The following is a 24,068-nucleotide window of genomic DNA, read 5'->3' as shown; positions in this document are numbered from 1 at the left end:
CAAATAGGGCCGTCAGAGACGATGACGTTGATAGGCTACAGGTGTAAAGGCAGTAATGTCATAGCTGAGTAGTACTAATTGCCCAAAAGCTTACCGCTGTTTGTTACAGTTTCTGCAAAGACATGTTAAACTTAAGATATTAAGTGGTCATACCACAAAGATTTAGGCGGCCTAGCGCAGGGGTCCCACCTCTTCCCATCCCGAACAGAGAAGTTAAGCCCTGCAGCGCCGATGGTACTGGGGTTACACCCGGGAGAGTAGGTCGCCGCCACATTATTCTAAGCCCTTTGGTAATCCCAAAGGGCTTTTTGGTTTTATAGGAGTTTTTGTTTTGGTTAAGTCAAAATGAGAGTTTTTTATTTTTGATTAATTTCTACCTGCTTTAAATACATTTCTACTTTTCATTTTTATAATATTGTTGCAGTTTTGCATCAAAGCCCAAATTCATGTCCATTCTCTTTCAAGGACTCAAGATGATTACTTCATCTGGGATCCAAAAAGCACAGGATTTCATTTTTCAAGAAGGTAAACTTATTCCTGCTGCCAATGAAGATTATTCCAAGAGCTATGATGTGCTCGATTGTTCAGGTTCCTTTGCCTCTCAAGGTTGGATTGATTTACGTTGCGGATTAGGAGAGCCAGGATTGGAATACAAAGAAACAATACATTCCCTTTGCGATAGCTTAACAGCAAGTGGCTTTGCAGGGGCAGTGGTGATGCCAAATACAGAACCTGTCATTCAAAGTAAAAATGAGGTAGACTATCTACTGAACAAGTCAAAAAAATACAAAGCTGAATTGTATGTCCAAGGTGCTGTGACCAAAGATACGGATGGGGAGAATTTAACGGAAATACTGGACATGCACCATCAGTCAGATGTGACAATTTTTGGTGATGGGACAAGAACGCTAGCAAATGGGGATCGGCTAATGAAGATTCTCCAATATTTGCAAAAGTTTAATGGAGTTCTATTTGACCATGCTTATGATCCATTATTAGCTATTTTTGGTCAGATGCATGAAGGAGATCATTCCACTAGATTAGGAATGAAGGGAATTCCAAATTTGGCTGAAGATGTAGCAATTCAAAGAAATATTGAGATCTTAAAATATACAGGGGGAAGACTTCATTTCCAGACTGTAAGTACGTCCAAAGGTGTAGAACTTATTCGTGCAGCAAAAAAAGAGGGACTTAATATCACTTGCGATGTATCTATATACCAATTGATATTTACAGATCAAGACTTATTGGATTTCAACCCAGATTACAAAGTTAAACCTCCTTTTAGAGGTGAGAAAGATAGAAGTGCTTTGATAGAAGGCCTGAAAGATGGAACAATTGATGCAATTGTATCCAATCACCAACCTCAGGATTATGATTCCAAATTTATGGAATTTGACTTGGCTGCTTTCGGAATGATAGGTCTTCAGACATTTTTGCCCGCAATGGTGAAATTAGAATCTGAGCTTTCATGGGAAACATTGATCCAGAAAGTAACCGAAGCTCCTCGTAGCATAATTCAAAAGGAGAATGATTCTTGGACTATTTTTGATCCCAACGAAAAGTGGACCTATTCCAGGAAATCCAATAAATCCTTATCTCAAAATTCACCATGGTTTGGTCAGGAACTTACTGGCAAAGTAAAATTTGTGATCCAAAAGGGAGAATTGATAAAAATTGATGAATAGGTATTTCAAATCGGCCTATTTGTTTGGCCTCCTAGGAGGGATCATGGGCCTTATTTCTTTTATCGTTCTTACATTTTTAAGAGAAGATCCAACAAATCTTAATTTGATATTTGGCTATGTGATAGTGCCAATCTCTCTTTACCTAGCTCTTCGCTATTTTAAAGATTATACAAATTCAGGATATATTTCTTTCGCAGAAGGAATGAGTGTTGGCTTTGTAACTTATATGTTTATTGCCTTGCTATCCTTTGTTGGGATATGGCTTATTCTGAATTTAAGTCCTGATTTATTTGAGCTGATCAAAGCATCCAAGGTGCAGGCTCTAATAGAAAGCAAAGAAACAATTGTTTCTCAAGTAGGAACGGAATCATACGATGCTACCCTGGAAAGTGTCCAAAATATGGTCAAAACTGATATTGCAATCAATGACTCTATTTGGAAAATCATTCCAGGTCTGTTTTTTACTATTATTATTTCTATTATTTTGAGAAAAAACCCTAATTAAAGAAACTATGGAAGAACAACAATCTCCTTTTAAAGCGGCCATTCAACCTGGTTTAACCATTGGGTTGGTTTCTTTGGCCCTTACTTTTATTGCATACTTTATTGATGCCACATTACTAGGATCAGCCTGGTTTGGATTAATAGCGATTGTAATTTTCTTTGTCCTGATCATTTATTTTGGCAAGCAATATAGAACTGAAATAGGAGGTTACATGACCTTCGGCACGGCATTTAATTTTAGTTTTATTGCCATCTTAATTTCTGGAATAATTAGCTTAATTGGACAGCTTTTATTATTCCATGTAATCGATCCATCTCTTGCAGGAGTCTTGAGTGATCAGGCATTTGAAAATGCACTCAGTATGATGGAAAATTTTGGTGCGTCAGCTGATTCGATGAGCCCAGAGCAACTAGAGGACATGAGAGCAAATACTTCAAGACAATTTACATTAAGCGGTCAATTAATGGGTTTTGGAATTGGGATTATTATCTATGCGATTATTGCTTTAATTTTGGCAGCAATACTTAAAAAGCGAGATAAGTCTCTGGATTATTAATGATACCACAAATTTCCGTAGTCGTTCCTGTTTTCAACGAAGAGGAATCATTAACAGAATTAACACATTGGATTAGCCGGGTCATGAAAGACCACGGCTTTTCTTATGAAGTCATTTATGTAAATGATGGAAGTACGGATAATTCATGGGGAGTAATCAACAACCTTTCCATACAGTTTGAAGCAGTAAAAGGGCTGAATTTTACCAGAAACTATGGTAAGTCCGCTGCTTTGGATGCAGGATTTCAAAGAGTAACTGGTGAGGTAGTCATCACGATGGACGCTGACTTGCAGGATAGTCCAGATGAAATCCCTGGTTTATATGCCATGGTTAAAGAAGGAGGGTTTGATGTTGTTTCTGGCTGGAAAAAGGAACGCCATGATCCAATTGGTAAAACCATTCCTTCCAAATTTTTCAATGCTGTTACAAGATGGATTTCAGGCATTAAACTCCATGATTTCAATTGTGGACTTAAAGCTTATCGTCAAAAAGTAGTCAAAAATATTCAGGTTTATGGTGAAATGCATCGCTATATTCCATTACTGGCTAAATGGAACGGCTTTTCAAAAATTGGAGAAAAAGTAGTTCAACATCAAGCCAGAAAATATGGCTATTCTAAATTTGGATTAGAGAGGTTTCTGAATGGATTTTTAGACTTGATTTCAGTTTCTTTTGTCCATAGATATAAAAAGAAACCCATGCATTTTTTTGGGTTGCTGGGAACACTCTCTTTTTTTACTGGCTTTGCAATTACTTGTTGGTTGATTTTTCAAAAAGTATACGGTCTCAGCAAAGGCCTTGCAGTACGTGAAATTACCGATCAGCCACTTTTCTTCTTGGCTTTAGTTGCTCTAATTATTGGAGTTCAATTATTTGTCACAGGATTTATTGCAGAGTTGATGACATCCAATCAATCCAAAGAGACAGAATATAAAATCGACGAGGAGATCAATTTTAACTACTGATGTTTTTTTCGGTTATCATACCGGTTTATAACAGGCCCCAAGAACTCCAGGAATTGCTTAAAAGCCTGACCAACCAAAGCTTTTCTGATTTTGAGGTGCTGGTTATGGATGATGGTTCAACAATCAAATCAGATTCGATTGTTAATTCCTTTCAAAAGGATTTGAATATCAATTATGTTCATCAACCCAATCAAGGACAGGGATTCGCTCGAAATGATGGAATGAAGCTTGCTCAAGGGTCGTTCTTTGTGATATTGGACTCTGATGTGGTTTTGCCTCAAAACTACCTGAGCCTGCTAAAAACAGCTATCCAAGAAAGATTCTTGGATGCATTTGGTGGTCCAGATGCGGCAGCTCAAGATTTTTCTACTTTACAAAAGGCTATGAATTTTGCGATGACTTCCTTTTGGACAACAGGCGGGATCCGTGGAAAATTAAAAGACCCATCAAAATATCAAGCTCGTGGATTTAATATGGGGGTTTCCAGGAAGGTTTTTGAAAAACTAGGCGGATTTGTAGATCCAAATAAAGGGGAGGATATCGAGTGGAGTATCCGTATCAAAAAAGCTGGGTTTAAACTTGAATTGGTCGAAGAGGCTTACGTCTTTCATAAACGTAAAAACAATTTGATTTCTTTCGCTAAACAAGCTTTTTCATTTGGTCAAAACCGGGTCAATGTATCGAGATTTCATTCAGAAGCTATCAAGCTTGTACACTTGATGCCTTTCTTTTTTCTCCTTTTTTGCCTGGCAACACCATTTGCTTTTTTTCTGAATAAAACGATATTCTACCTACAAGTAGGGGTTTTGTTTACTTGGGCAACTGCAATAGTTTTACAGGCCACTCTCCAATCAAAATCCATCTCGGTTGGAGTTTTAAGTTTAATCACCTCCGTAGTCCAACTTTTCTCTTATGGTCTTGGGCTTGCTTTGGAATGGGTAAAAAAGACCTTGAAGGGTTAATCTCCTTTTGAGCAAACGAAGATAATTTCATCTGGTGGAAGGGCGTATTTTTGAATTTGATCTGAAGGCAGTTGCTTAACAAACAGATTTTCTTCCATCCCAATGCCTGACTTCCGGAGTCTCTCAGCATAATCCCTCCCATACTTTCTCACATGATCTCGCTGCCCAAATAATTTTTCTCTCATGGCAGGGTCTGTGATGGATTTGTCTTCAATTGTTTCCTTCAAAGGGTAAACCGGGGATTGAATTATACCCCATCCAGTGGATTTCATCACACGATTAATTTCCGAACAGGCCTTCAAGTCATCCTCAACATGTTCCATCACATGATTACAAAAAACCACATCAAAAGTGTTATCCTCAAAAGGGATTTGATGCACATCCATTTTAACCTTGGCAAGTGGAGATTCCAGATCTGCTGTGATGTAATCCAAGTTCTTTAAATTTTCAAAGCGACTAATAAAGCAATGCTCAGGAGCAATGTGAAGTACTTTGAGATTTCCTGTAAAAAAATCAGTTTTCTCTTTTAAATAAAGCCACATCAATCGATGTCTCTCTAAGCTGAGACAATTTGGGCATAAGGCATTTTCTCTTGCCACTCTGCCATAGGGTAGAAATTTCTTATAGCTATGATCACAAACAGGGCAAGTCACTTTATCTCCTTTATTGGCAAGAGCTAAAAATTTCATCGCCAAAGGACTTACTCGCTGTAAAAAAGGTCTTGGGATATAACGGATTACGAAACTGATAATCGACTTCATGCAGTATTTTTAAGAGGTGCAAGTTACTCAAACTCCCTGTAGATGCCCAGTCTTACGCTTTCTTTTAAAACTTTAGGAATATTTAGCATTTGAAAAGGAAATCTCTTTTGCATCGAATTAAACTATCTTTATTTTAGATCATTCTTTTTAAATCTTGAAATACCAATTTCTCCATGAAAGACTTGATCCGTCCATTCTTTACCCTTGTTTTTCTTTTGTTACTCTCTTTTTCTGTTGGTGTAGCTGCTCAGGATTCTGTGAGGTATACACTTACAGAAATGGTTCAAAGAGCAAAAGACCGCTCACCAGCTTCCTTACGTGCTAAGACTATCCGCGAAAACAGATACTGGCAGTACCGATTGTATAGATCCAATTATAATCCGCAATTGAGGCTAAATGGAACCGTGCCAGCTTATTCTCAAGCTTTCAATAATGTAACGCAGCCAGATGGAACGATTGAGTTTAGAGAGGTAAATCAAAATTTAATCGATTTGGGTTTAGGCTTGCAGCAAGTGATTTCACCAACAGGTGGTGTTATTTCCATTAATACATCCACGAATCGTTTCGATAATTTCCTTGCTTCTGATTCTGAAATTCAGACTCGATGGTCTGGAGTTCCTGTTAACATCAGTCTACAGCAGCCTATTTTTGCTTTTAATCCTTACAAGTGGGATAAAAAAATACAGCCTTTGCTTTATGAAGAAAGCAAGAGAGAGTTTGTGGAAGAAATAGAGCAGGTCTCCATGATGGTGACTGAGTTATTTTTTAACTATTTGATTGCACAGGTTAATTTTGAGATAGCCACACAAAACCTTAAAAACACAGAGCAGATTTTTTCCATAGAGAAAAAGCGCTATGAAATCGGAGCGACTTTTGAAGATCAATTGCTTCAGGTGGAACTTCAAACATTAGAAGCTCGTCAGGATTTAGCGCGTGCTCAATTGGATCTAGAGAGCTCAGCCCTTGCAGTCAATTCCTTTATCGGATTAAATCAAGGAGCCAGTATCGAATTATTGCCGCCAACTAATATTTCGGAATTTGATGTGGATGTGGAAAAAGCTATTACCTATGCTTTTGAAAACAGATCCGAAGCATTGGGCTTTGATAGGCAACGTCTACAAGCTGAGTCTGATTTGGCAGAAGCAAAAGGAAATCGACTACAGATGAACCTGAATGCTAGTTATGGTTATAACAATGCGGCTTTTACTTGGGCTGATATTTATCAAAATCCGAATACGCAAGCATTAGTGAATCTTGGGATTTCTGTTCCGATTTTAGATTGGGGTAGAAATAAAGCAAGAGTGTCAGTGGCTCTAGCCAATCAGCAGTATGTGGAGTATACTGTTGAGCAGGAAACGATCAACTTTGAGCAGGAGATTTTCACGAAAGTGAAGAATTTTTTAATGATCAGAGAACGGATTAAAGTAACTCAAAAGTCAGATGAAGTAGCTGCCAAAAGATATGAAATAGCTCTGAGAAGGTATCAAACTGGAAATGTAACTATCACTGATCTCAATATCGCCCAAGGCCAAAAGGATGAAAACAAGCGTGCATTTTATAATTCATTGAAAGACTATTGGATGGCGTATTATGAATTGCGAGCTCTGACCTTATATGATTTTGAAAATGATGAGTTACTTTATATTCCTGATTTAGAAGATTTGAAATAAAAAAAGAGACCAGTAAAATGGTCTCTTTTTTATTCGCTTGGTTCTGATTGATCAGAATTACCTTTAGGGAGCCGCCCAGCTTTCTTGAGCGATTCTCTGATGATCCATTCGAGTTGCCCATTGGTGCTTCGAAACTCGTCTGCGGCCCATTTTTCTAGTGCCTTCATCATGTTTTCGTCTATTCTTAACGCAAAAGCCTTCTTTCTTCCCATCCTCTAATCCTCCTTCCAGTTTTCCAAGTAAACTCTCAGCTCTTTGGCCTTGGATGTACCTATCATAATTTTCTTTTTCTTGCCTATATCAATTAAAATCCCTTCATCACCCAAAATACTGTATGCTTTCGCTGTTTTATTTCCTTTTAAACCCCAGCCTCCATAATCGGTGATAGGACTATAATTAATAACCCTAATTGATGAAATTTGAGCTTTTTCTATTTTTCTCCAATTTCGAATAAATGGAAAATATCTATACGAAACCCCATAATCATCAATTCTGGTTTCCAATCGCACGTTTAGAATTAAAGTAAGGCTCAGGCCTACGGCACCCAAAACAACTGCCAAAGCAATCCCCATTTCTTGTTTATCATCATTCATGGAAAACAAAACCAATAAAAGGATCAGGACAGGCAGTTCTGTCAATATGATCAAATACATGATCCATGTTCCTCTATAGGATTGACTTTCGTTGAATACTCTGGTACTCATGTTTATTGATTCAAAGTTCCCACATTTAATACTGGGCTTGCACTCTTATCAGAACAAAGAACTACCATCAAATTGGAGACCATTACTGCTTTTTTCTCATCATCAAATTCGATGATATCCTTCATTTTCAGGTCTTCCAGAGCCATTTCCACCATTCCAACAGCTCCTTCTACGATCTTTTGTCTTGCTGCGACGATGGCTGTTGCTTGTTGTCTTTGAAGCATTGCTGAGGCAATTTCTGAGGAATAAGCCAAATGAGAAATTCTTGCCTCGATTACTTTAATTCCAGCATGATGTAATCTTTCACTGATTTCTTGCTCCAACGAATGGTTGACATCTTCTACTCCGGAGCGAAGGGTGATTTCAGCCTCTTCATCCTCAAAATTGTCATAAGGATAAAGCCCTGCCATTTTTCTGATCGCCGCATCAGATTGAAGATGAACAAAGTTTTCATAATCATCTACATCAAAAGTTGCCTTGAAAGTGTCTTCCACTTGCCAAACAACGATAGTTCCGATCAATACAGGGTTACCGATTTTGTCATTAACCTTGACAGGCTTGTTTTCAAAGTTTCTTACTCGAAGTGAGATTTTCTTTTTGGTCATAAAGGGATTCACCCAATAGAATCCATTGGCTTTCACACTTCCTTTGTATTCTCCGAAAAGAAGTAAAACCATTGCTTTATTAGGTTCCACTATGAAAAAGCCCGGAATGATCAGGATCGTTACGAATACGGCGATAGCTCCCAATAGAGGAAGCCCGTTTACTAATGCATAAACTGCAGCGGCTATAGAAGCCAAATCTAGTAGGATAAAAAGATACCCTGAGGATGGTTTGCTTATTTTTTCCATTTCAATATGATGTTAAAATGATATCATATTAAATTACGCTAGAAATTTTTATTTGTTCAAACTTTTGCAAAAAAAAATACCTCGAGGTTAGTCGAGGTATTTAATAAGATTTGGTTTTTCTACTTCTTGGTAAACAAAGAGTCTACAAATTCCTTTCGGTTAAATAGTTGTAGATCAGTCATTTTTTCTCCAACGCCGATATATTTAACCGGGATTTTGAATTGGTCAGAAATTCCAATCACGACACCACCTTTTGCTGTGCCATCAAGTTTTGTGATAGCCAAAGAAGTGATTTCGGTTACCTTTGTAAACTCTTTTGCCTGAATGAAAGCATTTTGACCAGTAGATCCATCCAATACTAATAGGATTTCATGCGGGGCATCAGCTACGAACTTTTGCATGACGCGCTTGATTTTTCCTAATTCATTCATCAAGTTGACCTTGGTATGAAGTCTCCCTGCAGTATCGATGATGACCACATCTGCTTTGGATTCAATTCCTTTCTTTACAGCATCAAAAGCTACGGAGGCTGGATCCGTATTCATTCCATGTGAAATAACAGGTACGCCTACTCTTTCTCCCCAAAGAATCAATTGGTCGACTGCAGCAGCTCTAAAAGTATCGGCTGCACCCAATACCACATTCTTGCCGGCAGATTTAAATAGGTTTGCAAGTTTACCAATGGTTGTGGTCTTGCCTACTCCATTGACTCCAACCACCATGATGACATAGGGCTTTTTATCTTCCGGGATATCAAAATCAAGAAGATCCTGGGTATTGTTCTCTTCCAGGAGTCCTATGATTTCCTCTTTCAAGATTTTATCGAGCTCATCTGTGGTGACATATTTGTCTTTAGCCACGCGTTCTTCAATTCTGCGAATGACTTTGATCGTGGTATCAACACCCACATCTGATGTGATTAGGATTTCCTCGAGCTCATCTAGGATTTCCTCATCTACTTTTGATTTTCCGACAACAGCTTTGCTGAGTTTGGAAAAAATATTTTCGCTTGATTTCTGTAAGCCTTGATCCAGACTTTCTTTTTTTTCTTTAGAAAAGAAACCAAAAATTCCCATGGTGATTGAATTTAAAAACGGAATATAACGAAAAAGTCCCTGCTGACCTTTGACCAGAGGGACTTAAATGCATGAAGCTGCACTTGGCAATTATTTGTTCAATGTTTCCTGCACCAATGTGGAAGGAACCATTTCTTCTCTGAAGGTATAAGCACCAGTCTTATCAGACTTTACAGCTCTGATGACTTTAGCGTAAGTTACACCGTCTTTTTTCTTAAGGGTTGCTACTACTTTCTTAGCCATATCTTTGTCGTTTTACAGGATTACTCCTGAGCTAAATTACTTAATTTCTTTGTGAACAGTAACTTTCTTAAGGATTGGGTTGAATTTTTTCAATTCCAATCTTTCAGTTGTGTTTTTTCTGTTCTTAGTAGTGATGTATCTTGAAGTACCTGGCATGCCAGAAGTCTTATGCTCTGTGCATTCCAAAATCACTTGTACTCTATTTCCTTTCTTAGCCATCTTCGTGTTTATTTAAGGTCGTGACTTTGATTATCTGATTACGATCATGCCAGAATCCTGAGCTTCTTTCAAAACTGCAGAGATACCTTTCTTATTGATAGTCTTCAATGCCTTAGTGCACACTTTAAGTGTGATCCATGCGTCTTCCTCAGGAACGTAGAAAGTCTTCTTGTGAAGATTTGGGTAGAATCTACGCTTGGTTTTGTTGTTTGCATGGGACACGTTGTTACCTACGCGAGGTCTTTTTCCGGTAATGTCACAAACTTTTGCCATGATATTGTATCGTAATTTGTATGCGTTTCTGTAATGAGTCTGCAAATATCGGAACTTTTTGGGAATTAACAACAAACACATTCAAAATTATTCCCTTTTAATTCAACCTTTTGGATAAGGGCAGTGTTTGCACCCATTTCCACAGCAATATCCCCTTTTTAAATGGTATTTCGCGGTGAAAACCATTAAGCCTTGCTCATTGAAATAATAGTCTTCAGATGTTAAAGTTGCTTGGTTTTGACGGTTCTTTTCCGGTTTCATTCTTATGTAGTACAGCCAATTGTTCTATTTTTGCTGAAATAGAATTGATGTAGGACACAAAAATAAGAAAAACATGGAGACAATTTTGTCCAGTAAGCAAGCGATAGCCCTCGAGGATAAATATGGCGCACATAATTATCATCCTTTACCGGTTGTTTTGGCTAAAGGAGAGGGTGTTTTTCTTTGGGATGTCGAAGGGAAAAAATATTATGATTTCTTGTCAGCTTATTCAGCTGTCAACCAAGGTCACTGTCACCCCAGAATTTTAGAGGCTTTGATTTCACAGGCGAGTACTTTGACGCTAACTTCTAGAGCGTTTCATAATAATGTATTGGGACCTTTTGAGGAGTATTTAACTACTTATTTTGGCTTTGATAAAGTACTTCCCATGAATACTGGTGCTGAGGGAGTAGAGACTGCAATAAAAATTACAAGAAAGTGGGGCTATGAGAAAAAAGGAATTGCTGAAAATAAAGCGAAAATAGTAGTCGCTGAAAATAATTTCCATGGCCGAACTACTACCATTATTTCTTTTTCGAATGATTCCAATGCTCGTAAAAATTTCGGCCCATTCACAAAAGGATTTATTAAAATACCATATGATGATATTGATGCACTTCAAGAAGCCCTAAAAGATCCTGAAGTAGTAGGGTTTCTAGTGGAGCCAATTCAAGGAGAAGCTGGTGTCTATACTCCAGCTGAGGATTATATGCGTAGAGCTAAAGAAATTTGTCTCGAAAAAAACGTGCTTTTAATAGCAGATGAGATTCAGACTGGGATTGCAAGAACAGGATCTTTATTGGCGGTTTGTGGAAATTGCACTTGTAAAGGTCATTGTGAAAGACAGTCTTCTTATACAAAACCCGATGTATTGATTCTCGGTAAAGCAATATCTGGAGGATTTTATCCTGTTTCGGCTGTTTTGGCAGATAATGAAATAATGAATGTCATCAAACCAGGTCAACATGGATCCACTTTTGGAGGGAATCCTTTAGGGGTAAAAGTAGCTATGGCTGCACTGGAAGTAGTGAAAGACGAGAATTTGGCACAAAACGCAAGAAAACTTGGGGCGATTTTCAGAGATAGAATGAAGGTGTTGGTAGAAAAATCAGACTTAGTGAAACTTGTCAGAGGAAGAGGATTGTTAAACGCTGTAGTGATCAATGATTCTGAAGATAGTTCTACTGCATGGGATATTTGTGTGGCTTTAAAGGATAATGGCCTTTTGGCAAAGCCAACTCACGGAAATATTATCCGGTTTGCGCCACCATTGGTCATGACAGAAGATCAGATTCATGATTGCTGTGATATCATCGAGAAGACAATTCTAGCATTCAAAAAGTGATGGCTTTAAAAGCAGTAATATTTGATATGGATGGGGTAATTTGTCACACTAACCCTTTCCATTCTAAAGCATTTCAAATCTTTTTTAATAAAAGAAATCTCAATCCCACAGAAGAAGAATACCAAGAGCACATGTATGGCAAAAACAATGGCTATATATTAAGTCACTTCTTAGGTAGAAAAATCGAAGGAGCAGAGCTTCTGAAGTTGGAAGATGAGAAGGAAAGCTTGTTTAGAGAGATCTATAAAACTGAAGTAAATCCTATCCAAGGGTTTATGGAGTTCTTTCAAGAATTGAAACGGGATCAGCTGCCGACAGCGGTAGCGACCTCGGCACCTTGGGCCAATCTTGAATTGATTATTAATACTTTGGGGCTTTCCGAAAAAATGGAATCTAAATTAGCCTCTGAGGATGTGTCAAAACATAAGCCCCATCCTGAAGTGTATATAAAGAGTGCTTTGAACTTGGGGGTTGATCCTCAGAACTGCTTGGTGTTTGAAGATTCATTCTCCGGTGCTACTGCTGGGTTGAATGCAGGGATGAAAGTAGTTGGTGTGCTTTCCAGTCATCAAAAGGAGGAATTGCCAGATTGTCATCATTACATTAAAGACTATACTGATTTGTCTTTAACTGATATCAAAAACTTATTTATCTAGAATTATGCAACGAAGACCCAGAAGAAACAGGAAGTCTGAAGCAGTTCGCCATATGGTGGAAGAAACCTCACTTTCAGTCAAAGACTTAATTTTTCCTTTATTTCTAATCGATGGAAATCAAAAAAAGGTAGAAGTAAAGTCTATGCCAGGGATTTATAGGTTTTCGATAGATCTAATGCTTAGGGAAATTGAGTCATGCTTGAAGCTAGGGATAAGAGCTTTTGATGTGTTTCCGGCCTATCCTGAAGAGCTCAAAGATCCTCTGGCTACAGAAAGTTACAATCCAGAAACTTTTTACCTGAAAGCCTTAAGGGAAATAAAAAAGCAATTTCCAGAGGTTTGCCTCATGTCTGATGTGGCCATGGATCCCTATAGTAGTGATGGGCATGATGGGATTGTAAAAGATGGAAAGATCCTAAATGATGAAACTTTAGAAGTGCTCGGTCGAATGTCTTTGGCACAGGCAGATGCTGGCGTTGATATTATAGGACCATCAGATATGATGGATGGAAGGGTTGGTTTTATCAGGGATCTGTTAGATGATCATGGTTTCATTGATACATCTATTATGTCTTACACCGCCAAATATGCAAGTGCTTTTTATGGTCCATTTAGAGATGCTTTAGATTCTGCTCCGAAATTCGGTGATAAGAAAACCTATCAAATGGACTACTCCAATTCCAAGGAGGCTTTGATCGAAGCTGATTTAGATGTGGAAGAAGGTGCAGATTTTTTAATGGTCAAGCCTGCATTGTCATATCTGGATATCATAAAGCTATTAAATGATAATTATCCGGTTCCAATTGCGGCATATAATGTCTCTGGCGAGTATAGTATGGTGAAAGCTTCTGCGGCTAATGGCTGGATTGATTCAGAGCGTGCGATGTTGGAGATTCTGACTAGTATAAAAAGAGCAGGAGCGAAGGTTATTTTGACATATTTCGCAAAGGAATATGCAGAATTAATTAAATAACTGAACTTAGGTTTCAGAATTTATTAAAAACCGTCTAAAAGACGGTTTTTTTGTTTAAGTGGGTTTATTTTTTGATCACTTTTTCAAATAAATATTACTTTTTTGAATGATGTGGTGAAAAAAAAATCAAAAAGTTGAAATTTTATATTTTTTATAAATCCTAAGAAATGTATTAAAATCTTGTATAATTAAAAATTGTAAAATAATATTCTTTTTTTACCTTGAATATTTTTAGATAATTCTGAAACATCGATTTTGAAATCGATTTCGAAGAATAAAGATCATTTTATCCAAATATTATTCTTTCATTGATTTACCTTTCAGAATCATTAAAAAGGCATCATTTTTTGCAAAATTCATAAAAAATGGATCAAAAAACATCCATAGTTATATGAAAATATGCCTTTTTTTAAAATTATGCATTTGTTTTATTGCTATTAATGTATTTACATTCGATTAATTAAAAATTCTCAAACCTATCATTAATTCTGAAATCAGTTCAAATTTCATATAAAAACCTATGATGTATTTCGCACCCCTGTTGGCCCAAGATGCGGCCGCGACAATGGATGTCTCTGCGGAGTTAACGCAGAACATCCTTACGACAAACAATGTATGGATGATGCTTTCCACTGCCCTTGTGTTTATTATGCACTTAGGGTTTGCGGGAGTTGAAGCCGGTTTTGGCCAGGCCAAAAACACAGTAAACATTTTATTTAAGAATACTATCACCCCTATTATTGGTATTCTTACGTATGCAGTAGCTGGATTCTACTTAATGTATCCAGGATTTGAAACCCCAGGATGGTTTGGCTTTGATGGAGCGGGTTGGAGCATGTTTTGGTTTTCACCAGGAGATGCAGATGTAACGTCAGCTTATGCTGATGGTGGTTACACTTATTGGACAGATTTCTTGTTCCAAGCGATGTTTGCTGCTACGGCTGCTACTATTGTTTCTGGAGCAATTGCTGAGCGTGTTAAGCTTTGGGCTTACTTGATTTTCACCTTATTCTTCGTAGGGTTGGTTTATCCAATTATCGGAAGCTGGAAATGGGGTGGTGGTGCACTAGATGACATGGGATTCTATGATTTTGCAGGAAGTACATTGGTTCACTCAGTTGGTGGATGGGGTGCTTTGGCTGGTGTTATCCTAGTCGGTCCTAGAATTGGAAAATATGTAAACGGTAAAACTGTAGATAAGCCAGGTGCTTCTGTTCCTTTGGCAGTAATCGGTGTCTTTTTATTGTGGTTAGGTTGGTTTGGATTCAATGGTGGATCTGTTCTTTCTGCTGACCCTGGATTAGTTTCCTTTGTATTGGTAACTACCTGTTTGGCAGCTTGTGCTGGAGGTATGGGTGGATTCCTTGCAGGTTATTTTGTTTTCAAGAGACTTGATCTTGGTATGGTGTTGAATGGGGTTTTGGCAGGTCTTGTAGGTATTACTGCTGGGGCTGACGTAATCAATCCTGGTTCTGCAGTCATCGTTGGTTTTGTTGCGGGGATTCTGGTAGTTCTTTCAGCAGTATTGTTGGATAAGTTAAAGCTTGATGACGTAGTAGGTGCTGTTTCAGTTCACTTGACCTGTGGTGTTTGGGGAACTTTGGCAGTTGGTATTTTTTCTACAAATCCTGATCACTCATTTATCACACAATTAATAGGTGTGGCTATTTGCGGTGTGACAGCATTTGTTTCTGCTTTTATCATATTCTATGTCTTGAAAGTAACGGTAGGTATCAGAGTTTCTGAAGAGCACGAAAAAAGTGGCTTGGATTCTCATGAGCATGGTATCCGTGGATATACCATCGTTTACGACGAATAGTCAATTCAATCAACCAAAAAATTTAAGCCCCGCCTGATAGAAAAAAATGCGACTCTCTTTCTAAAGGGCAGGGCTATAGGTCAACATTCTATCATTAACCAACATTTAAAATTAAAATGAAAAAAATACAACTACTAATATTCGCATCTCTGTTCTCTATATCTACTCTAAGTTTTGGACAAGAGGTAATTATTGTTGAAGAAGAAAAAGAGCCTTCAAAATTTTCTTTCTCAGGTTCTGTTGATGCTTATTTCAGAACAAACTTTGGTGCTCCAAACAAAGGAGAAAACTTCCAAGCGCCTGCATCTTCTTTTGGAAATCTTCCAGGTTTCTCTTTGGGTATGGCTAATATCATTGCTACTTATGAAGGTGAAAAAGTAGGAGCAGTGGCTGATTTGGTGTTTGGCCCTCGTGGAGAAGATGCAGTTTTTGGTTCTCCTCTTTATGCAGGAGGAATGGCTGGTAGCTCTCAAATCGTAAACCAGTTATATGTTTACTGGAATGTAAGCGACGTGGTAACTCTTACCTTTGGTAACTTCAATACATTCTTGGGATATGAAGTGATTTCTCCAACAGCCAACTTCAACTATTCCACTTCTTACATGTTCTCTTACGGTCCGTTCTCACACACTGGCTTGAAAGCTGACTTCGCGCTTTCAGACAAATGGTCATTGATGACTGCTGTGATGAACCCTACAGACATGACAGAATTTAACTTGAATGGAACTTATACTCTTGGAGCGCAATTAGGATATTCTACTGATGCTGGAAGTACTTATTTGAACTTTGTTTATGGTGACCAAGATGGAAAGCTTGATGTAGATCAAGGTGGATTGGTGAATGGCCAAAGCTCTTTAGGTACTACTTTCCAAGTGGATTTAACTACTGGTTTTAATCTTACTGAAGCACTTTATTTAGGTGTAAATACTACCTATAATACTACTGCTGCAGGCGAAGTATTCAATGGTAGTGATGCACAAGATATCGATGGTGATGGTTCAGGATTCTATGGTTTTGCTGGATACCTTCAGGCTTCTACCTCTGAGAATTTTGCAATCGGTTTGAGAGGTGAATATTTCAGTGTATTCAACGGTGGATTAGATGGAGTTGTAGGAACTGATGCAAATGGTGATGGAAATGTTTTCGCAGTAACCTTGTCAGGAAATGCAAAAATCGGAAAAAACCTTACGTTGATTCCTGAATTGAGATTAGATACAATGAGTGAAGAAGATTATTTCTTAAATAAAGATCTAGCTGGAAGTAAAAGTTTGTCGTCATTCCTATTGGCGGCAGTATTTTCTTTCTAAAGAATAAACAGGGTCTATTGTCAATAAAGCCGGGGTGATTTTCACCTCGGTTTTTTTTATTAATATAGATTTTAGAGGATCATGCTTCTATTTTCAATCTAAAAACCATGAAAACGTGAAATTTTTCTTAAAAGTGGTTTTGAATAAAACCAATGAATATTTTGGTTTGATTGAAACCTAACGTTTAATATGAAATAAAATTTTTGATAACAGTCAAAATCTTTTTGAAAATGTTGATTTTTTGAAACCTAAGTTCCCGGATTCAGTTTATTTTTATGTCAACAACCCAGATATAATTCGATGAAAAGACCGTTCTTATTACTAGCGGCCCTATTGGTTTCAGTAGCATCTTATTCCCAAAATGTTACTGGTCCCAAAGCAAAAAATGCCAAGATTTCTGAAAAGACAAGTAACTCCTTGGCAGTAGTGTATTATGATAGACCTTCTGATTTGAAAGGACCAAATGCAAAAAATGCAAAAATTTGGGAAAGAAAAGGTTCCCAGTCTTTGATTTCAACCAGGAAAAATATCAATAATCCAAAAGGCTTAAAAGCCAAAAACAGAAAGGTTTGGGAGGATCCTGAATTTTCAGTAGCAGGATCAAAGGCCAGTTATATTTTACCAAAATCAATGCGACCAAGGAAATTCTGGTGGCATTAAAAAAAGCCCGGTTATGCCGGGCTTTTTTTATAGTTCTTGCTCTCGTTCCAACATTAAAATTGATGATTGAGGGACTATATGATATTTTTCGCCTTCATAGATTACTTCGAAAGAGCCATTTAATAAGAATATGGCTAAATCACCTTCTTTAGCTTGCAGTGGCACATATTTGATATGTTCTTCCTTTTCCATCCAAGGTTCGTGATCATCAGTAGCCATTGGGATCGGATAGCCAGGGCCGGTTTTAATAATATATCCTTGTTGAACCTTCTCTTTTTCCTGAACCCCAGGAGGTAAATACAAACCTGAGCCAGTCTTTTCGTTGGGCTTTTTTAATTTGATTAAAACCCTGTCTCCTACTACAATTAGATTCTTGAGCTTGTTGTCTGCTGTTAGTTGCATGGTTTTTATCTTGATTCTAAAACAAGTAACGGCACCTGTCCTGGAACAGATGCCGTTTATGAGTTGGTTTAGCCGAAGCTTACTTTTTGTCTTCGCTTACTTCTTCGTAATCTACATCAGATACGCCATCACCTGAAGTTCCAGCATCTGCACCTGCATCTGGTCCTGGTTGAGCTCCTTGAGCGCCAGCAGCATTGTACATTTCCTGAGAAGCAGCTTCCCAAGCCTTGTTCAATCCTTCCATTGCAGAATCAATTCCTTCTAAGTTTTGAGACTGATGTGCAGCTTTCAAAGTTTCAAGAGCAGAACTGATTGCAGATTTGTTTCCTTCGGAAAGTTTATCTCCGTATTCTTTCAACTGTTTTTCAGTTTGGAATACAAGGCTATCTGCTTGGTTCAACTTTTCGATTTTCTCTTTTTCTGCCTTATCTGCCGCAGCATTTGCTTCAGCTTCGTTCTTCATTCTGTCGATTTCCTCTTGAGAAAGTCCAGAAGAAGCTTCAATCTTAATTTTCTGTTCTTTACCAGTTCCTTTGTCTTTCGCAGAAACATTCAAAATACCATTTGCATCAATATCGAATGTTACTTCGATTTGAGGAACCCCTCTTTGTGCTGGTGGAATATCAGAAAGCTGGAATCTACCGATGGTTCTGTTATCCTTAGCCATAGGTCTTTCCCCCTGTAGCACGTGAATATCTACTGCTGGTTGATTGTCCGCTGCAGTAGAGAACACCTCAGATTTTTTAGTTGGAATAGTTGTATTTGATTCGATCAATTTGGTGAAAACTCCACCCATGGTTTCGATACCCAAAGACAACGGAGTCACGTCCAAAAGAAGTACGTCTTTTACTTCTCCAGTCAATACACCACCTTGGATTGCAGCACCGATAGCTACTACCTCATCTGGGTTTACGCCTTTAGATGGCTTCTTTCCAAAGAATTTCTCAACTTCCTCTTGAATCTTAGGGATTCTGGTAGATCCACCCACTAGAATCACTTCATCAATTTCAGAAGGACTCATTCCTGCATCTGCCAAAGCTTTTTTACATGGTTCCATTGATCTTCTTACAAGATCTTCGGAAAGCTGCTCAAACTTTGCTCTACTCAAAGTTCTAACCAAGTGCTTTGGTCCAGTTTGAGTTGCAGTAATATATGGTAAGTTGATCTCCGTTGAAGATGAACTTGAAAGCTCAATTTTAGCTTTCTCAGCAGCTTCTTTCAATCGCTGAAGTGCCATTGGATCTTGCTTCAAGTCAATTTGCTCTTCGCTTTTGAATTCGTCAGCTAACCAGTTGATGATTACTTGGTCAAAGTCATCACCACCCAAGTGTACATCACCATTAGTTGATTTTACTTCGAATACGCCGTCTCCAAGTTCCAAGACTGAGATATCAAATGTACCACCACCAAGGTCATACACCGCAATCTTCATATCCTGGTTTTTCTTGTCCATTCCGTATGCCAAAGCCGCAGCAGTTGGCTCGTTAATGATTCGCTTCACTTCAAGACCTGCGATCTGTCCAGCTTCTTTTGTAGCCTGACGCTCAGCATCGTTGAAATAAGCAGGAACTGTAATTACAGCTTCTGTCACTTCCTGGCCAAGAAAATCTTCTGCTGTGCTCTTCATTTTCTGAAGGATCATCGCAGAAAGTTCCTGAGGAGTATAAGATCTGTCACCGATTTTAATGGCAACAGTATCGTTTGATCCTTTTTCTACTTTATAAGAAGCATGCTTTTTCTCTTCAGAAATTTCAGAGAATTTTTTACCCATGAATCGCTTCACGGAGGAAATGGTATTGGCTGGGTTAGTGATTGCCTGACGTTTTGCTGGATCACCTACTTTGCGCTCACCGTTTCCATTGTCAAGAAAAGCCACAATAGATGGTGTGGTTCTTCTTCCTTCGCTGTTTTGGATGACTACAGGCTCATTACCCTCCATTACGGCTACGCAGGAGTTGGTGGTACCCAAGTCAATGCCGATAATTTTTCCCATAATTATATATTTTTAAGTTGTTTCAATGTGTTACTCCTCCCTTTCTTCAAGGGATGTGCCATTGATGAAATACGGCTTATTTGTGTCAGATTGGCAGAAACACTGGCAGGACTTTATTGGATAATCTCCAGAAATGTCATTTTCAGGATTGGCCAAGTCCCATTCTGACAGATATTTTTTTGCATGCTTGCAACCTTCTGAGGAAAACCTGCATCTATTTGAGTGTTATGAGAGATTTTTTCAAAAAGAACAAGGAGCGTAAAAAGTGGTTGCTGGTTTTTTTGCTGGGAATGGCCTTAATCCAGCTTAATCTGGAGCTTGACCTCTTTCCGATCTGCTGGAATTACCTTAAATCAACATTATCTCACCTCACAACCGAAAATTTATTCGGGTAAGTTATTCTTTCCGATTTTGCCTTATTAAATTCTCACATGCAAAATCAGCTGACAGTTCAAGATATTTATGTGTATCCAATAAAGTCTCTCGGAGGAATCCGGCTGGATGAAGCCTGGGTTGAGGAGAGAGGTTTCCAATTTGATAGAAGATGGATGTTGGTGAATTCTGAAGGAGGCTTTGTTTCCCAAAGGGAATTCCCAGAAATGGCAATACTTCAAGTGTTAATCGCTCAAGATTCTTTGGTGGTTTTTGACAAAAGGAATCGCTCAAGTCAAATTAGAATTCCCATTAATCAGGAAATGGCTGATCCAATTACAGTTAGAGTTTGGGATGATGAAGTGGAGGCAGTGAAAGTAGGAGATGAGTTTGATCGCTGGTTCAGTGAAAAGCTGGGTGTTAAAGTCAGCTTGGTGAAAATGCCTAGCACAACCAGAAGAAAAGTGGATCCAAAATATGCCAAAAATGGTGAATCTGTCAGTTTTGCTGACGGCATGCCTTATTTACTTATTGGGCAATCTTCTCTCAATGATCTCAATGCGAGGCTTTCCGAACATGTCCCAATGGATAGATTTAGACCCAATATCGTTTTCAGAGGAGGCGCTCCTTTTGCCGAGGATAAAATTAATTTCATGAAAATTGGAAACTTAGAATTTAGCCTGATCAAACCTTGTGCTCGCTGTGTTTTGACTACAGTAGATCAGGATACAGGGAAAAAAGGAAAAGAACCACTAAAGACTTTGGCTAGCTTTAGAACGAAAGATAATAAAGTGCTTTTTGGTCAAAATATGGTTGCCTTGAGCAATGGCAAAATCAAAATAGGGGACTCCGTTGAGTTTATGGGATAAGTAAAAAGGATAGCAAAAGAGCGATTGGATCCCAATCGCCCTTTTTTTATTTAAATTCTTTGACTGTCTGAATAAATACCTTGACCATTTCAGGATCAATGTCTGGATAGACTCCATGACCTAAATTGGCTATGTGACGGCTTCCTTTGAATTGCTTCATCATTTCGATTGTAGCTTGCCTTACCTGATCCGGATTTCCATAAAGTGCAGCTGGATCAAGATTTCCTTGAAGTGTTTTTTCAGAACCAATGAGTTTTCTGGATTCATCGATTCCCATATTCCAATCGAGTCCAATAGTTTCACAATTCAGTTTCCCCATTTCTTCCCGAGCGAAGAATGCACCTTTTGCAAAGACGGTTACTGGAACTTCAGTTATTGCATCACAAATCTGTGAGATGTATTGATGTGAAAACTCTGCATATTGTTTTGGTCCCAAAATTCCCGCCCAGCTATCAAAAATCTGAACTAAGTCTGCTCCGGCAGTGATTTGTGCCTTCAAATAATTGATTGTACTATCCGTGATCATCTGAAGAAGCTTATGAGAAAATATTGGTTGGGTATAAAGCATTTCCCTGGCTTTTGAGAAAGTCTTGCTGCCGCTTCCTTCTACCATGTAAGCAAAAATGGTCCATGGAGCGCCGGCAAAACCGATCAATGGTACTCTTCCAGCAAGATTTTTCTTGGTGATTTCGATAGCCTTGATGACATAGCTCAAGTCATTTGCTCCATCAGCAATTCTCAATTTTTTAAGATCAGACTCACTTGCAACAGTGTTAGGAAACCAAGGACCTCTTTTTTCTACCATTTCATAGGGAAGTCCCATTGCTTCTGGGATTACCAAAATGTCTGAAAATATGATCGCTGCATCTACGCCTAATAAATCAACAGGCTGAATTGTCACTTCGGAAGCTAATTCTGGAGTTTGTGCCAGTTCTATAAATCCGCTGACACTTTCTCTGACAGCTCTATATTCAGAAAGGATTCTTCCTGCCTGACGCATCAGCCAAACAGGGGTTCTTTCTGTTTTCTCACCTCTCGCGGCTCTAAGCAGAAGATCATTTTGTAATTGCATGGCGCAAAGATAACAGTCAAATTAATTTTGACCTCGGATTTTTTGAACATAAAAAAACAGGATCCATTCAAAGTTTAGATCCTGTCTGCGGTAATTTGTTGGTTTAGGTAGTATTTACATATTAATTTTTTATTTCTATCCTTTTAAAATCTTCGTCTGTTAATCCTAGGTATTTTGTCACTGCCTCATAATCAGTCCAATCAATTCTTGAAGAGGCAAAGTCTCCAGGGACAACAACGACTCTAAACAATTGATTATCGGTCCATTCTGGGCCTAATAGACCGTAATCCAATGGTCCATCTAAGAAAAGGCTAAAATCATTTTTTGTGAAATCGTAATTGTACATCAAGACTCCTTCTTCGAAAAAGACTGTTTGAGGCAAAGCTCTCCAGATTGGATTCGCGCCGTCTGCATCCCACTGGATAAATGCTAAAACAACATCGCTTTCAATAATGGCTGGATCAAAGGAAAAGATCTCTTGATAGTTGTTAGCCTCAGTAAAATCAACATCAACTTCGAATACCTCAGATACAATGTTTACACCGTCTAATCCATCTAAGCCGTCTAATCCCGGAGGTCCCTGCGGACCTTCACAAGCCTGAAATACGATAAGACCGAAAAGTCCAAGAATGGCAGTTAATTTTCTCATTTTGGTGTGGTTTAGTTGGAACATAATTCTTTTCACGGCAATAAATGTGCTGAGGTTGGTTAATTTTACTAACAAGCCTTGTTAAAAAAAGCTAATTAATTCTTGTTTTGGATCGGAGCCAATACCTGTACCTCAGATTCAGATACAATTTTATCAATAAATATTCCAGTTAATTTCAGTTGGTTGGAAGAAGCAAACTCCTTCAGTTTTTCCTGAACGGTGGTAGGATTTGGCATTACCCATTTGCTCCCTCTGATAGTTGCCAAAAGATATTGAGACTCTTCAAAGTCCTTCAGCTCAAATTCAGCAATGGGAAGATTTTGATCTATTCCTATAAAAACTTCCAATGTATCAAGTTTGCCGGCAGGCTCACTGTAATAAATGGTGTGTAAAAAACTACCGGGATGGAGGCCTTTTTGGGACTCTACTGATTTGAACGCTTTTTCCAAAGCTGGATCCTGTGGTGTCCCTCGATAAAAAAGCCCTACTAAAGTGGGTGGGTTTTTATCGATTACTTTGATTTCTATGGGGTTATTGCCTCCCATTTTATCAAAACCCCAATACCCTACACCCATCATTATAACTAATAGAAGGGCACCAATCGCAAATCTTTTTTTCATTTAGAACAAATAACGTACACCCACTCCGCCTTGTGCTTTCATATGGCCAACTCGATCCAGTAGCTCCACAAATAATCCGAATTCGGCAAAGACATTCATCGGCAAATCTGAAAAATAATACTCCGATCCGATAAAGGCCTCAGGTCCAAAATCAGCATTTACCCGCTCCTCCATTTGAGTTGCTCCAGAGATTTGATCTACTGTATAGGTGTAATTCACCCGGGTGGTTCTCAATTGTAAGCCCGCTCCACCATATGCCAGTAAGTATCCTTGCGTGATCCCAAAACTGTCTGTGAAATCTTCGTGATAGGCAGCTCTGGCATTTAAGGAAAGTCCTTTCTTAACTGAATGACCTATGTAGAAAGAATTGGTTGTGGGAGGATTATTGGTGAAATCTCGCTGATAATAACTTGCTCCATTCACCCCTGCACTACCTATCATACCTTCTATCGATATATAGTCGCTGATAAAATCTTTGTAAGTGATCGAAAATGGCTCACCGATTCTGATTCCTATTCCCCGCTCTTGTGCAATGCTTAAAAAAGGGATAAAAAGGATAATTGCTAAAATTTTGAATTTCACGTGGTAATCTATTTT

The 24,068-nt window shown here is 38.4% G+C and carries 28 protein-coding genes and 2 rRNA genes; 15 read left to right on the top strand and 15 right to left on the bottom strand.

The window, feature by feature from the left end; genetic code table 11:
• The 7 genes from J0A69_RS20895 to J0A69_RS20865 all read left to right on the top strand — a co-directional run.
• A 23S ribosomal RNA gene (locus J0A69_RS20895) occupies positions 1-98 on the top strand; the annotation flags it as partial.
• Between the two features lie 64 nt (positions 99-162).
• Positions 163-274, top strand: a 5S ribosomal RNA gene (gene rrf, locus J0A69_RS20890).
• A 172-nt stretch (positions 275-446) separates the two neighbouring features.
• Positions 447-1,688: a dihydroorotase gene (locus J0A69_RS20885; protein WP_206588568.1), complete on the top strand. Its 1,242-nt coding sequence runs from the start codon at positions 447-449 to the stop codon at positions 1,686-1,688.
• Positions 1,681-2,193, top strand: coding sequence for a DUF4199 domain-containing protein (locus J0A69_RS20880; RefSeq protein ID WP_206588567.1), 513 nt, complete (start codon positions 1,681-1,683; stop codon positions 2,191-2,193). Before J0A69_RS20885 ends, J0A69_RS20880 begins: the two co-directional genes overlap by 8 nt.
• Before the next feature lie 7 nt (positions 2,194-2,200).
• A complete protein-coding gene (locus tag J0A69_RS20875; protein WP_206588566.1) occupies positions 2,201-2,749 on the top strand; it encodes a DUF4199 domain-containing protein in 549 nt (182 codons plus the stop codon).
• Positions 2,749-3,714: a glycosyltransferase family 2 protein gene (locus J0A69_RS20870; protein ID WP_236033054.1), complete on the top strand. Its 966-nt coding sequence runs from the start codon at positions 2,749-2,751 to the stop codon at positions 3,712-3,714. Before J0A69_RS20875 ends, J0A69_RS20870 begins: the two co-directional genes overlap by 1 nt.
• Positions 3,714-4,676, top strand: a complete 963-nt coding sequence (locus J0A69_RS20865; RefSeq protein WP_206588565.1) for a glycosyltransferase — start codon at positions 3,714-3,716, stop codon at positions 4,674-4,676. The genes J0A69_RS20870 and J0A69_RS20865 overlap by 1 nt, the downstream gene beginning before the upstream one ends.
• On the opposite strand, the gene J0A69_RS20860 is transcribed toward J0A69_RS20865, so the two are convergent.
• Complete coding sequence (locus J0A69_RS20860; RefSeq protein WP_206588564.1) at positions 4,673-5,437, bottom strand: class I SAM-dependent methyltransferase; 765 nt, start codon at positions 5,435-5,437, stop codon at positions 4,673-4,675. The two genes, J0A69_RS20865 and J0A69_RS20860, sit on opposite strands and share 4 nt — an antisense overlap.
• Before the next feature lie 173 nt (positions 5,438-5,610).
• On the opposite strand from J0A69_RS20860, the gene J0A69_RS20855 reads away from it, so the two are divergent.
• Positions 5,611-7,107, top strand: coding sequence for a TolC family protein (locus J0A69_RS20855; RefSeq protein WP_206588563.1), 1,497 nt, complete (start codon positions 5,611-5,613; stop codon positions 7,105-7,107).
• Between the two features lie 29 nt (positions 7,108-7,136).
• On the opposite strand, the gene J0A69_RS20850 is transcribed toward J0A69_RS20855, so the two are convergent.
• The 8 genes from J0A69_RS20850 to J0A69_RS20815 all read right to left on the bottom strand — a co-directional run bounded on the left by J0A69_RS20850 (position 7,137) and on the right by J0A69_RS20815 (position 10,734).
• A complete protein-coding gene (locus J0A69_RS20850) occupies positions 7,137-7,319 on the bottom strand; it encodes an Arc family DNA-binding protein (RefSeq protein WP_206588562.1) in 183 nt (60 codons plus the stop codon).
• Between the two features lie 3 nt (positions 7,320-7,322).
• Positions 7,323-7,811: a hypothetical protein gene (locus J0A69_RS20845; RefSeq protein WP_206588561.1), complete on the bottom strand. Its 489-nt coding sequence runs from the start codon at positions 7,809-7,811 to the stop codon at positions 7,323-7,325.
• Positions 7,812-7,813: 2 nt separating this feature from the next.
• The gene (locus J0A69_RS20840) at positions 7,814-8,662 is read right to left on the bottom strand and encodes an SPFH domain-containing protein (protein WP_206588560.1); all 849 of its coding nucleotides are present in this window, start codon (positions 8,660-8,662) and stop codon (positions 7,814-7,816) included.
• A 119-nt stretch (positions 8,663-8,781) separates the two neighbouring features.
• Positions 8,782-9,738 carry a signal recognition particle-docking protein FtsY gene (gene ftsY / locus J0A69_RS20835; protein WP_206588559.1) on the bottom strand — a complete coding sequence of 319 codons (957 nt, stop codon included), beginning with the start codon at positions 9,736-9,738 and terminating at the stop codon, positions 8,782-8,784.
• Between the two features lie 90 nt (positions 9,739-9,828).
• On the bottom strand, positions 9,829-9,981 hold the full coding sequence (locus J0A69_RS20830) for a DUF4295 domain-containing protein (RefSeq protein WP_206588558.1): 153 nt from the start codon (positions 9,979-9,981) through the stop codon (positions 9,829-9,831).
• 36 nt (positions 9,982-10,017) lie between these two features.
• Positions 10,018-10,200 (bottom strand): 50S ribosomal protein L33, encoded by a 183-nt coding sequence (rpmG, locus tag J0A69_RS20825; protein ID WP_014020702.1) that lies wholly within the window; start codon positions 10,198-10,200, stop codon positions 10,018-10,020.
• A gap of 30 nt (positions 10,201-10,230) precedes the next feature.
• Complete coding sequence (gene rpmB / locus J0A69_RS20820; protein WP_074226189.1) at positions 10,231-10,473, bottom strand: 50S ribosomal protein L28; 243 nt, start codon at positions 10,471-10,473, stop codon at positions 10,231-10,233.
• Between the two features lie 102 nt (positions 10,474-10,575).
• Entirely contained in the window at positions 10,576-10,734 is a 159-nt protein-coding gene (locus J0A69_RS20815) for a DUF5522 domain-containing protein (RefSeq protein WP_206588557.1), read from the bottom strand.
• 73 nt (positions 10,735-10,807) lie between these two features.
• Here J0A69_RS20815 and rocD point away from each other — a divergent pair, with 73 nt between their 5' ends.
• The 6 genes from rocD to J0A69_RS20785 all read left to right on the top strand — a co-directional run bounded on the left by rocD (position 10,808) and on the right by J0A69_RS20785 (position 17,494).
• Positions 10,808-12,079, top strand: coding sequence for an ornithine--oxo-acid transaminase (gene rocD, locus J0A69_RS20810; protein WP_206588556.1), 1,272 nt, complete (start codon positions 10,808-10,810; stop codon positions 12,077-12,079).
• Complete coding sequence (locus J0A69_RS20805) at positions 12,079-12,735, top strand: HAD family hydrolase (protein ID WP_206588555.1); 657 nt, start codon at positions 12,079-12,081, stop codon at positions 12,733-12,735. The genes rocD and J0A69_RS20805 overlap by 1 nt, the downstream gene beginning before the upstream one ends.
• A gap of 4 nt (positions 12,736-12,739) precedes the next feature.
• The gene (gene hemB / locus J0A69_RS20800) at positions 12,740-13,708 is read left to right on the top strand and encodes a porphobilinogen synthase (protein ID WP_206588554.1); all 969 of its coding nucleotides are present in this window, start codon (positions 12,740-12,742) and stop codon (positions 13,706-13,708) included.
• A gap of 523 nt (positions 13,709-14,231) precedes the next feature.
• Complete coding sequence (locus J0A69_RS20795) at positions 14,232-15,527, top strand: ammonium transporter (protein ID WP_206588577.1); 1,296 nt, start codon at positions 14,232-14,234, stop codon at positions 15,525-15,527.
• Positions 15,528-15,643: 116 nt separating this feature from the next.
• A complete protein-coding gene (locus tag J0A69_RS20790; RefSeq protein ID WP_206588553.1) occupies positions 15,644-16,834 on the top strand; it encodes a porin in 1,191 nt (396 codons plus the stop codon).
• A gap of 300 nt (positions 16,835-17,134) precedes the next feature.
• On the top strand, positions 17,135-17,494 hold the full coding sequence (locus tag J0A69_RS20785) for a hypothetical protein (RefSeq protein WP_206588552.1): 360 nt from the start codon (positions 17,135-17,137) through the stop codon (positions 17,492-17,494).
• A 27-nt stretch (positions 17,495-17,521) separates the two neighbouring features.
• Here J0A69_RS20785 and J0A69_RS20780 read toward each other — a convergent pair whose 3' ends face one another.
• The gene (locus tag J0A69_RS20780) at positions 17,522-17,896 is read right to left on the bottom strand and encodes a co-chaperone GroES (protein ID WP_206588551.1); all 375 of its coding nucleotides are present in this window, start codon (positions 17,894-17,896) and stop codon (positions 17,522-17,524) included.
• A gap of 79 nt (positions 17,897-17,975) precedes the next feature.
• Positions 17,976-19,889 (bottom strand): molecular chaperone DnaK, encoded by a 1,914-nt coding sequence (gene dnaK, locus J0A69_RS20775; RefSeq protein ID WP_206588550.1) that lies wholly within the window; start codon positions 19,887-19,889, stop codon positions 17,976-17,978.
• Positions 19,890-20,320: 431 nt separating this feature from the next.
• On the opposite strand from dnaK, the gene J0A69_RS20770 reads away from it, so the two are divergent.
• Positions 20,321-21,130, top strand: coding sequence for an MOSC domain-containing protein (locus tag J0A69_RS20770; RefSeq protein ID WP_236033052.1), 810 nt, complete (start codon positions 20,321-20,323; stop codon positions 21,128-21,130).
• A 46-nt stretch (positions 21,131-21,176) separates the two neighbouring features.
• Here J0A69_RS20770 and hemE read toward each other — a convergent pair whose 3' ends face one another.
• The 4 genes from hemE to J0A69_RS20750 all read right to left on the bottom strand — a co-directional run bounded on the left by hemE (position 21,177) and on the right by J0A69_RS20750 (position 24,053).
• A complete protein-coding gene (gene hemE / locus J0A69_RS20765; protein WP_206588549.1) occupies positions 21,177-22,202 on the bottom strand; it encodes a uroporphyrinogen decarboxylase in 1,026 nt (341 codons plus the stop codon).
• A 121-nt stretch (positions 22,203-22,323) separates the two neighbouring features.
• Positions 22,324-22,851, bottom strand: a complete 528-nt coding sequence (locus J0A69_RS20760; protein WP_206588548.1) for a hypothetical protein — start codon at positions 22,849-22,851, stop codon at positions 22,324-22,326.
• Positions 22,852-22,946: 95 nt separating this feature from the next.
• On the bottom strand, positions 22,947-23,471 hold the full coding sequence (locus tag J0A69_RS20755) for a hypothetical protein (RefSeq protein WP_206588547.1): 525 nt from the start codon (positions 23,469-23,471) through the stop codon (positions 22,947-22,949).
• Entirely contained in the window at positions 23,472-24,053 is a 582-nt protein-coding gene (locus J0A69_RS20750; RefSeq protein ID WP_206588546.1) for a hypothetical protein, read from the bottom strand.
• Between the last annotated feature and the right edge of the window lie 15 nt (positions 24,054-24,068).

The sequence above is a fragment of the Algoriphagus pacificus genome (assembly GCF_017254845.1).
GTDB lineage: Bacteria > Bacteroidota > Bacteroidia > Cytophagales > Cyclobacteriaceae > Algoriphagus > Algoriphagus pacificus.
This window is presented reverse-complemented; position numbering and strand designations above follow the sequence as displayed.

Bases quoted from the DNA above. Each gene is read 5' to 3' on its own strand.
- J0A69_RS20885 (WP_206588568.1), top strand. From the start codon at position 447: ATGTCCATTCTCTTTCAAGGACTCAAGATGATTACTTCATCTGGGATC.
- J0A69_RS20880 (WP_206588567.1), top strand. From the start codon at position 1,681: ATGAATAGGTATTTCAAATCGGCCTATTTGTTTGGCCTCCTAGGAGGG.
- J0A69_RS20875 (WP_206588566.1), top strand. From the start codon at position 2,201: ATGGAAGAACAACAATCTCCTTTTAAAGCGGCCATTCAACCTGGTTTA.
- J0A69_RS20870 (WP_236033054.1), top strand. From the start codon at position 2,749: ATGATACCACAAATTTCCGTAGTCGTTCCTGTTTTCAACGAAGAGGAA.
- J0A69_RS20865 (WP_206588565.1), top strand. From the start codon at position 3,714: ATGTTTTTTTCGGTTATCATACCGGTTTATAACAGGCCCCAAGAACTC.
- J0A69_RS20860 (WP_206588564.1), bottom strand. From the start codon at position 5,437: ATGAAGTCGATTATCAGTTTCGTAATCCGTTATATCCCAAGACCTTTT.
- J0A69_RS20855 (WP_206588563.1), top strand. From the start codon at position 5,611: ATGAAAGACTTGATCCGTCCATTCTTTACCCTTGTTTTTCTTTTGTTA.
- J0A69_RS20850 (WP_206588562.1), bottom strand. From the start codon at position 7,319: ATGGGAAGAAAGAAGGCTTTTGCGTTAAGAATAGACGAAAACATGATG.
- J0A69_RS20845 (WP_206588561.1), bottom strand. From the start codon at position 7,811: ATGAGTACCAGAGTATTCAACGAAAGTCAATCCTATAGAGGAACATGG.
- J0A69_RS20840 (WP_206588560.1), bottom strand. From the start codon at position 8,662: ATGGAAAAAATAAGCAAACCATCCTCAGGGTATCTTTTTATCCTACTA.
- ftsY (WP_206588559.1), bottom strand. From the start codon at position 9,738: ATGGGAATTTTTGGTTTCTTTTCTAAAGAAAAAAAAGAAAGTCTGGAT.
- J0A69_RS20830 (WP_206588558.1), bottom strand. From the start codon at position 9,981: ATGGCTAAGAAAGTAGTAGCAACCCTTAAGAAAAAAGACGGTGTAACT.
- rpmG (WP_014020702.1), bottom strand. From the start codon at position 10,200: ATGGCTAAGAAAGGAAATAGAGTACAAGTGATTTTGGAATGCACAGAG.
- rpmB (WP_074226189.1), bottom strand. From the start codon at position 10,473: ATGGCAAAAGTTTGTGACATTACCGGAAAAAGACCTCGCGTAGGTAAC.
- J0A69_RS20815 (WP_206588557.1), bottom strand. From the start codon at position 10,734: ATGAAACCGGAAAAGAACCGTCAAAACCAAGCAACTTTAACATCTGAA.
- rocD (WP_206588556.1), top strand. From the start codon at position 10,808: ATGGAGACAATTTTGTCCAGTAAGCAAGCGATAGCCCTCGAGGATAAA.
- J0A69_RS20805 (WP_206588555.1), top strand. From the start codon at position 12,079: ATGGCTTTAAAAGCAGTAATATTTGATATGGATGGGGTAATTTGTCAC.
- hemB (WP_206588554.1), top strand. From the start codon at position 12,740: ATGCAACGAAGACCCAGAAGAAACAGGAAGTCTGAAGCAGTTCGCCAT.
- J0A69_RS20795 (WP_206588577.1), top strand. From the start codon at position 14,232: ATGTATTTCGCACCCCTGTTGGCCCAAGATGCGGCCGCGACAATGGAT.
- J0A69_RS20790 (WP_206588553.1), top strand. From the start codon at position 15,644: ATGAAAAAAATACAACTACTAATATTCGCATCTCTGTTCTCTATATCT.
- J0A69_RS20785 (WP_206588552.1), top strand. From the start codon at position 17,135: ATGAAAAGACCGTTCTTATTACTAGCGGCCCTATTGGTTTCAGTAGCA.
- J0A69_RS20780 (WP_206588551.1), bottom strand. From the start codon at position 17,896: ATGCAACTAACAGCAGACAACAAGCTCAAGAATCTAATTGTAGTAGGA.
- dnaK (WP_206588550.1), bottom strand. From the start codon at position 19,889: ATGGGAAAAATTATCGGCATTGACTTGGGTACCACCAACTCCTGCGTA.
- J0A69_RS20770 (WP_236033052.1), top strand. From the start codon at position 20,321: ATGCAAAATCAGCTGACAGTTCAAGATATTTATGTGTATCCAATAAAG.
- hemE (WP_206588549.1), bottom strand. From the start codon at position 22,202: ATGCAATTACAAAATGATCTTCTGCTTAGAGCCGCGAGAGGTGAGAAA.
- J0A69_RS20760 (WP_206588548.1), bottom strand. From the start codon at position 22,851: ATGAGAAAATTAACTGCCATTCTTGGACTTTTCGGTCTTATCGTATTT.
- J0A69_RS20755 (WP_206588547.1), bottom strand. From the start codon at position 23,471: ATGAAAAAAAGATTTGCGATTGGTGCCCTTCTATTAGTTATAATGATG.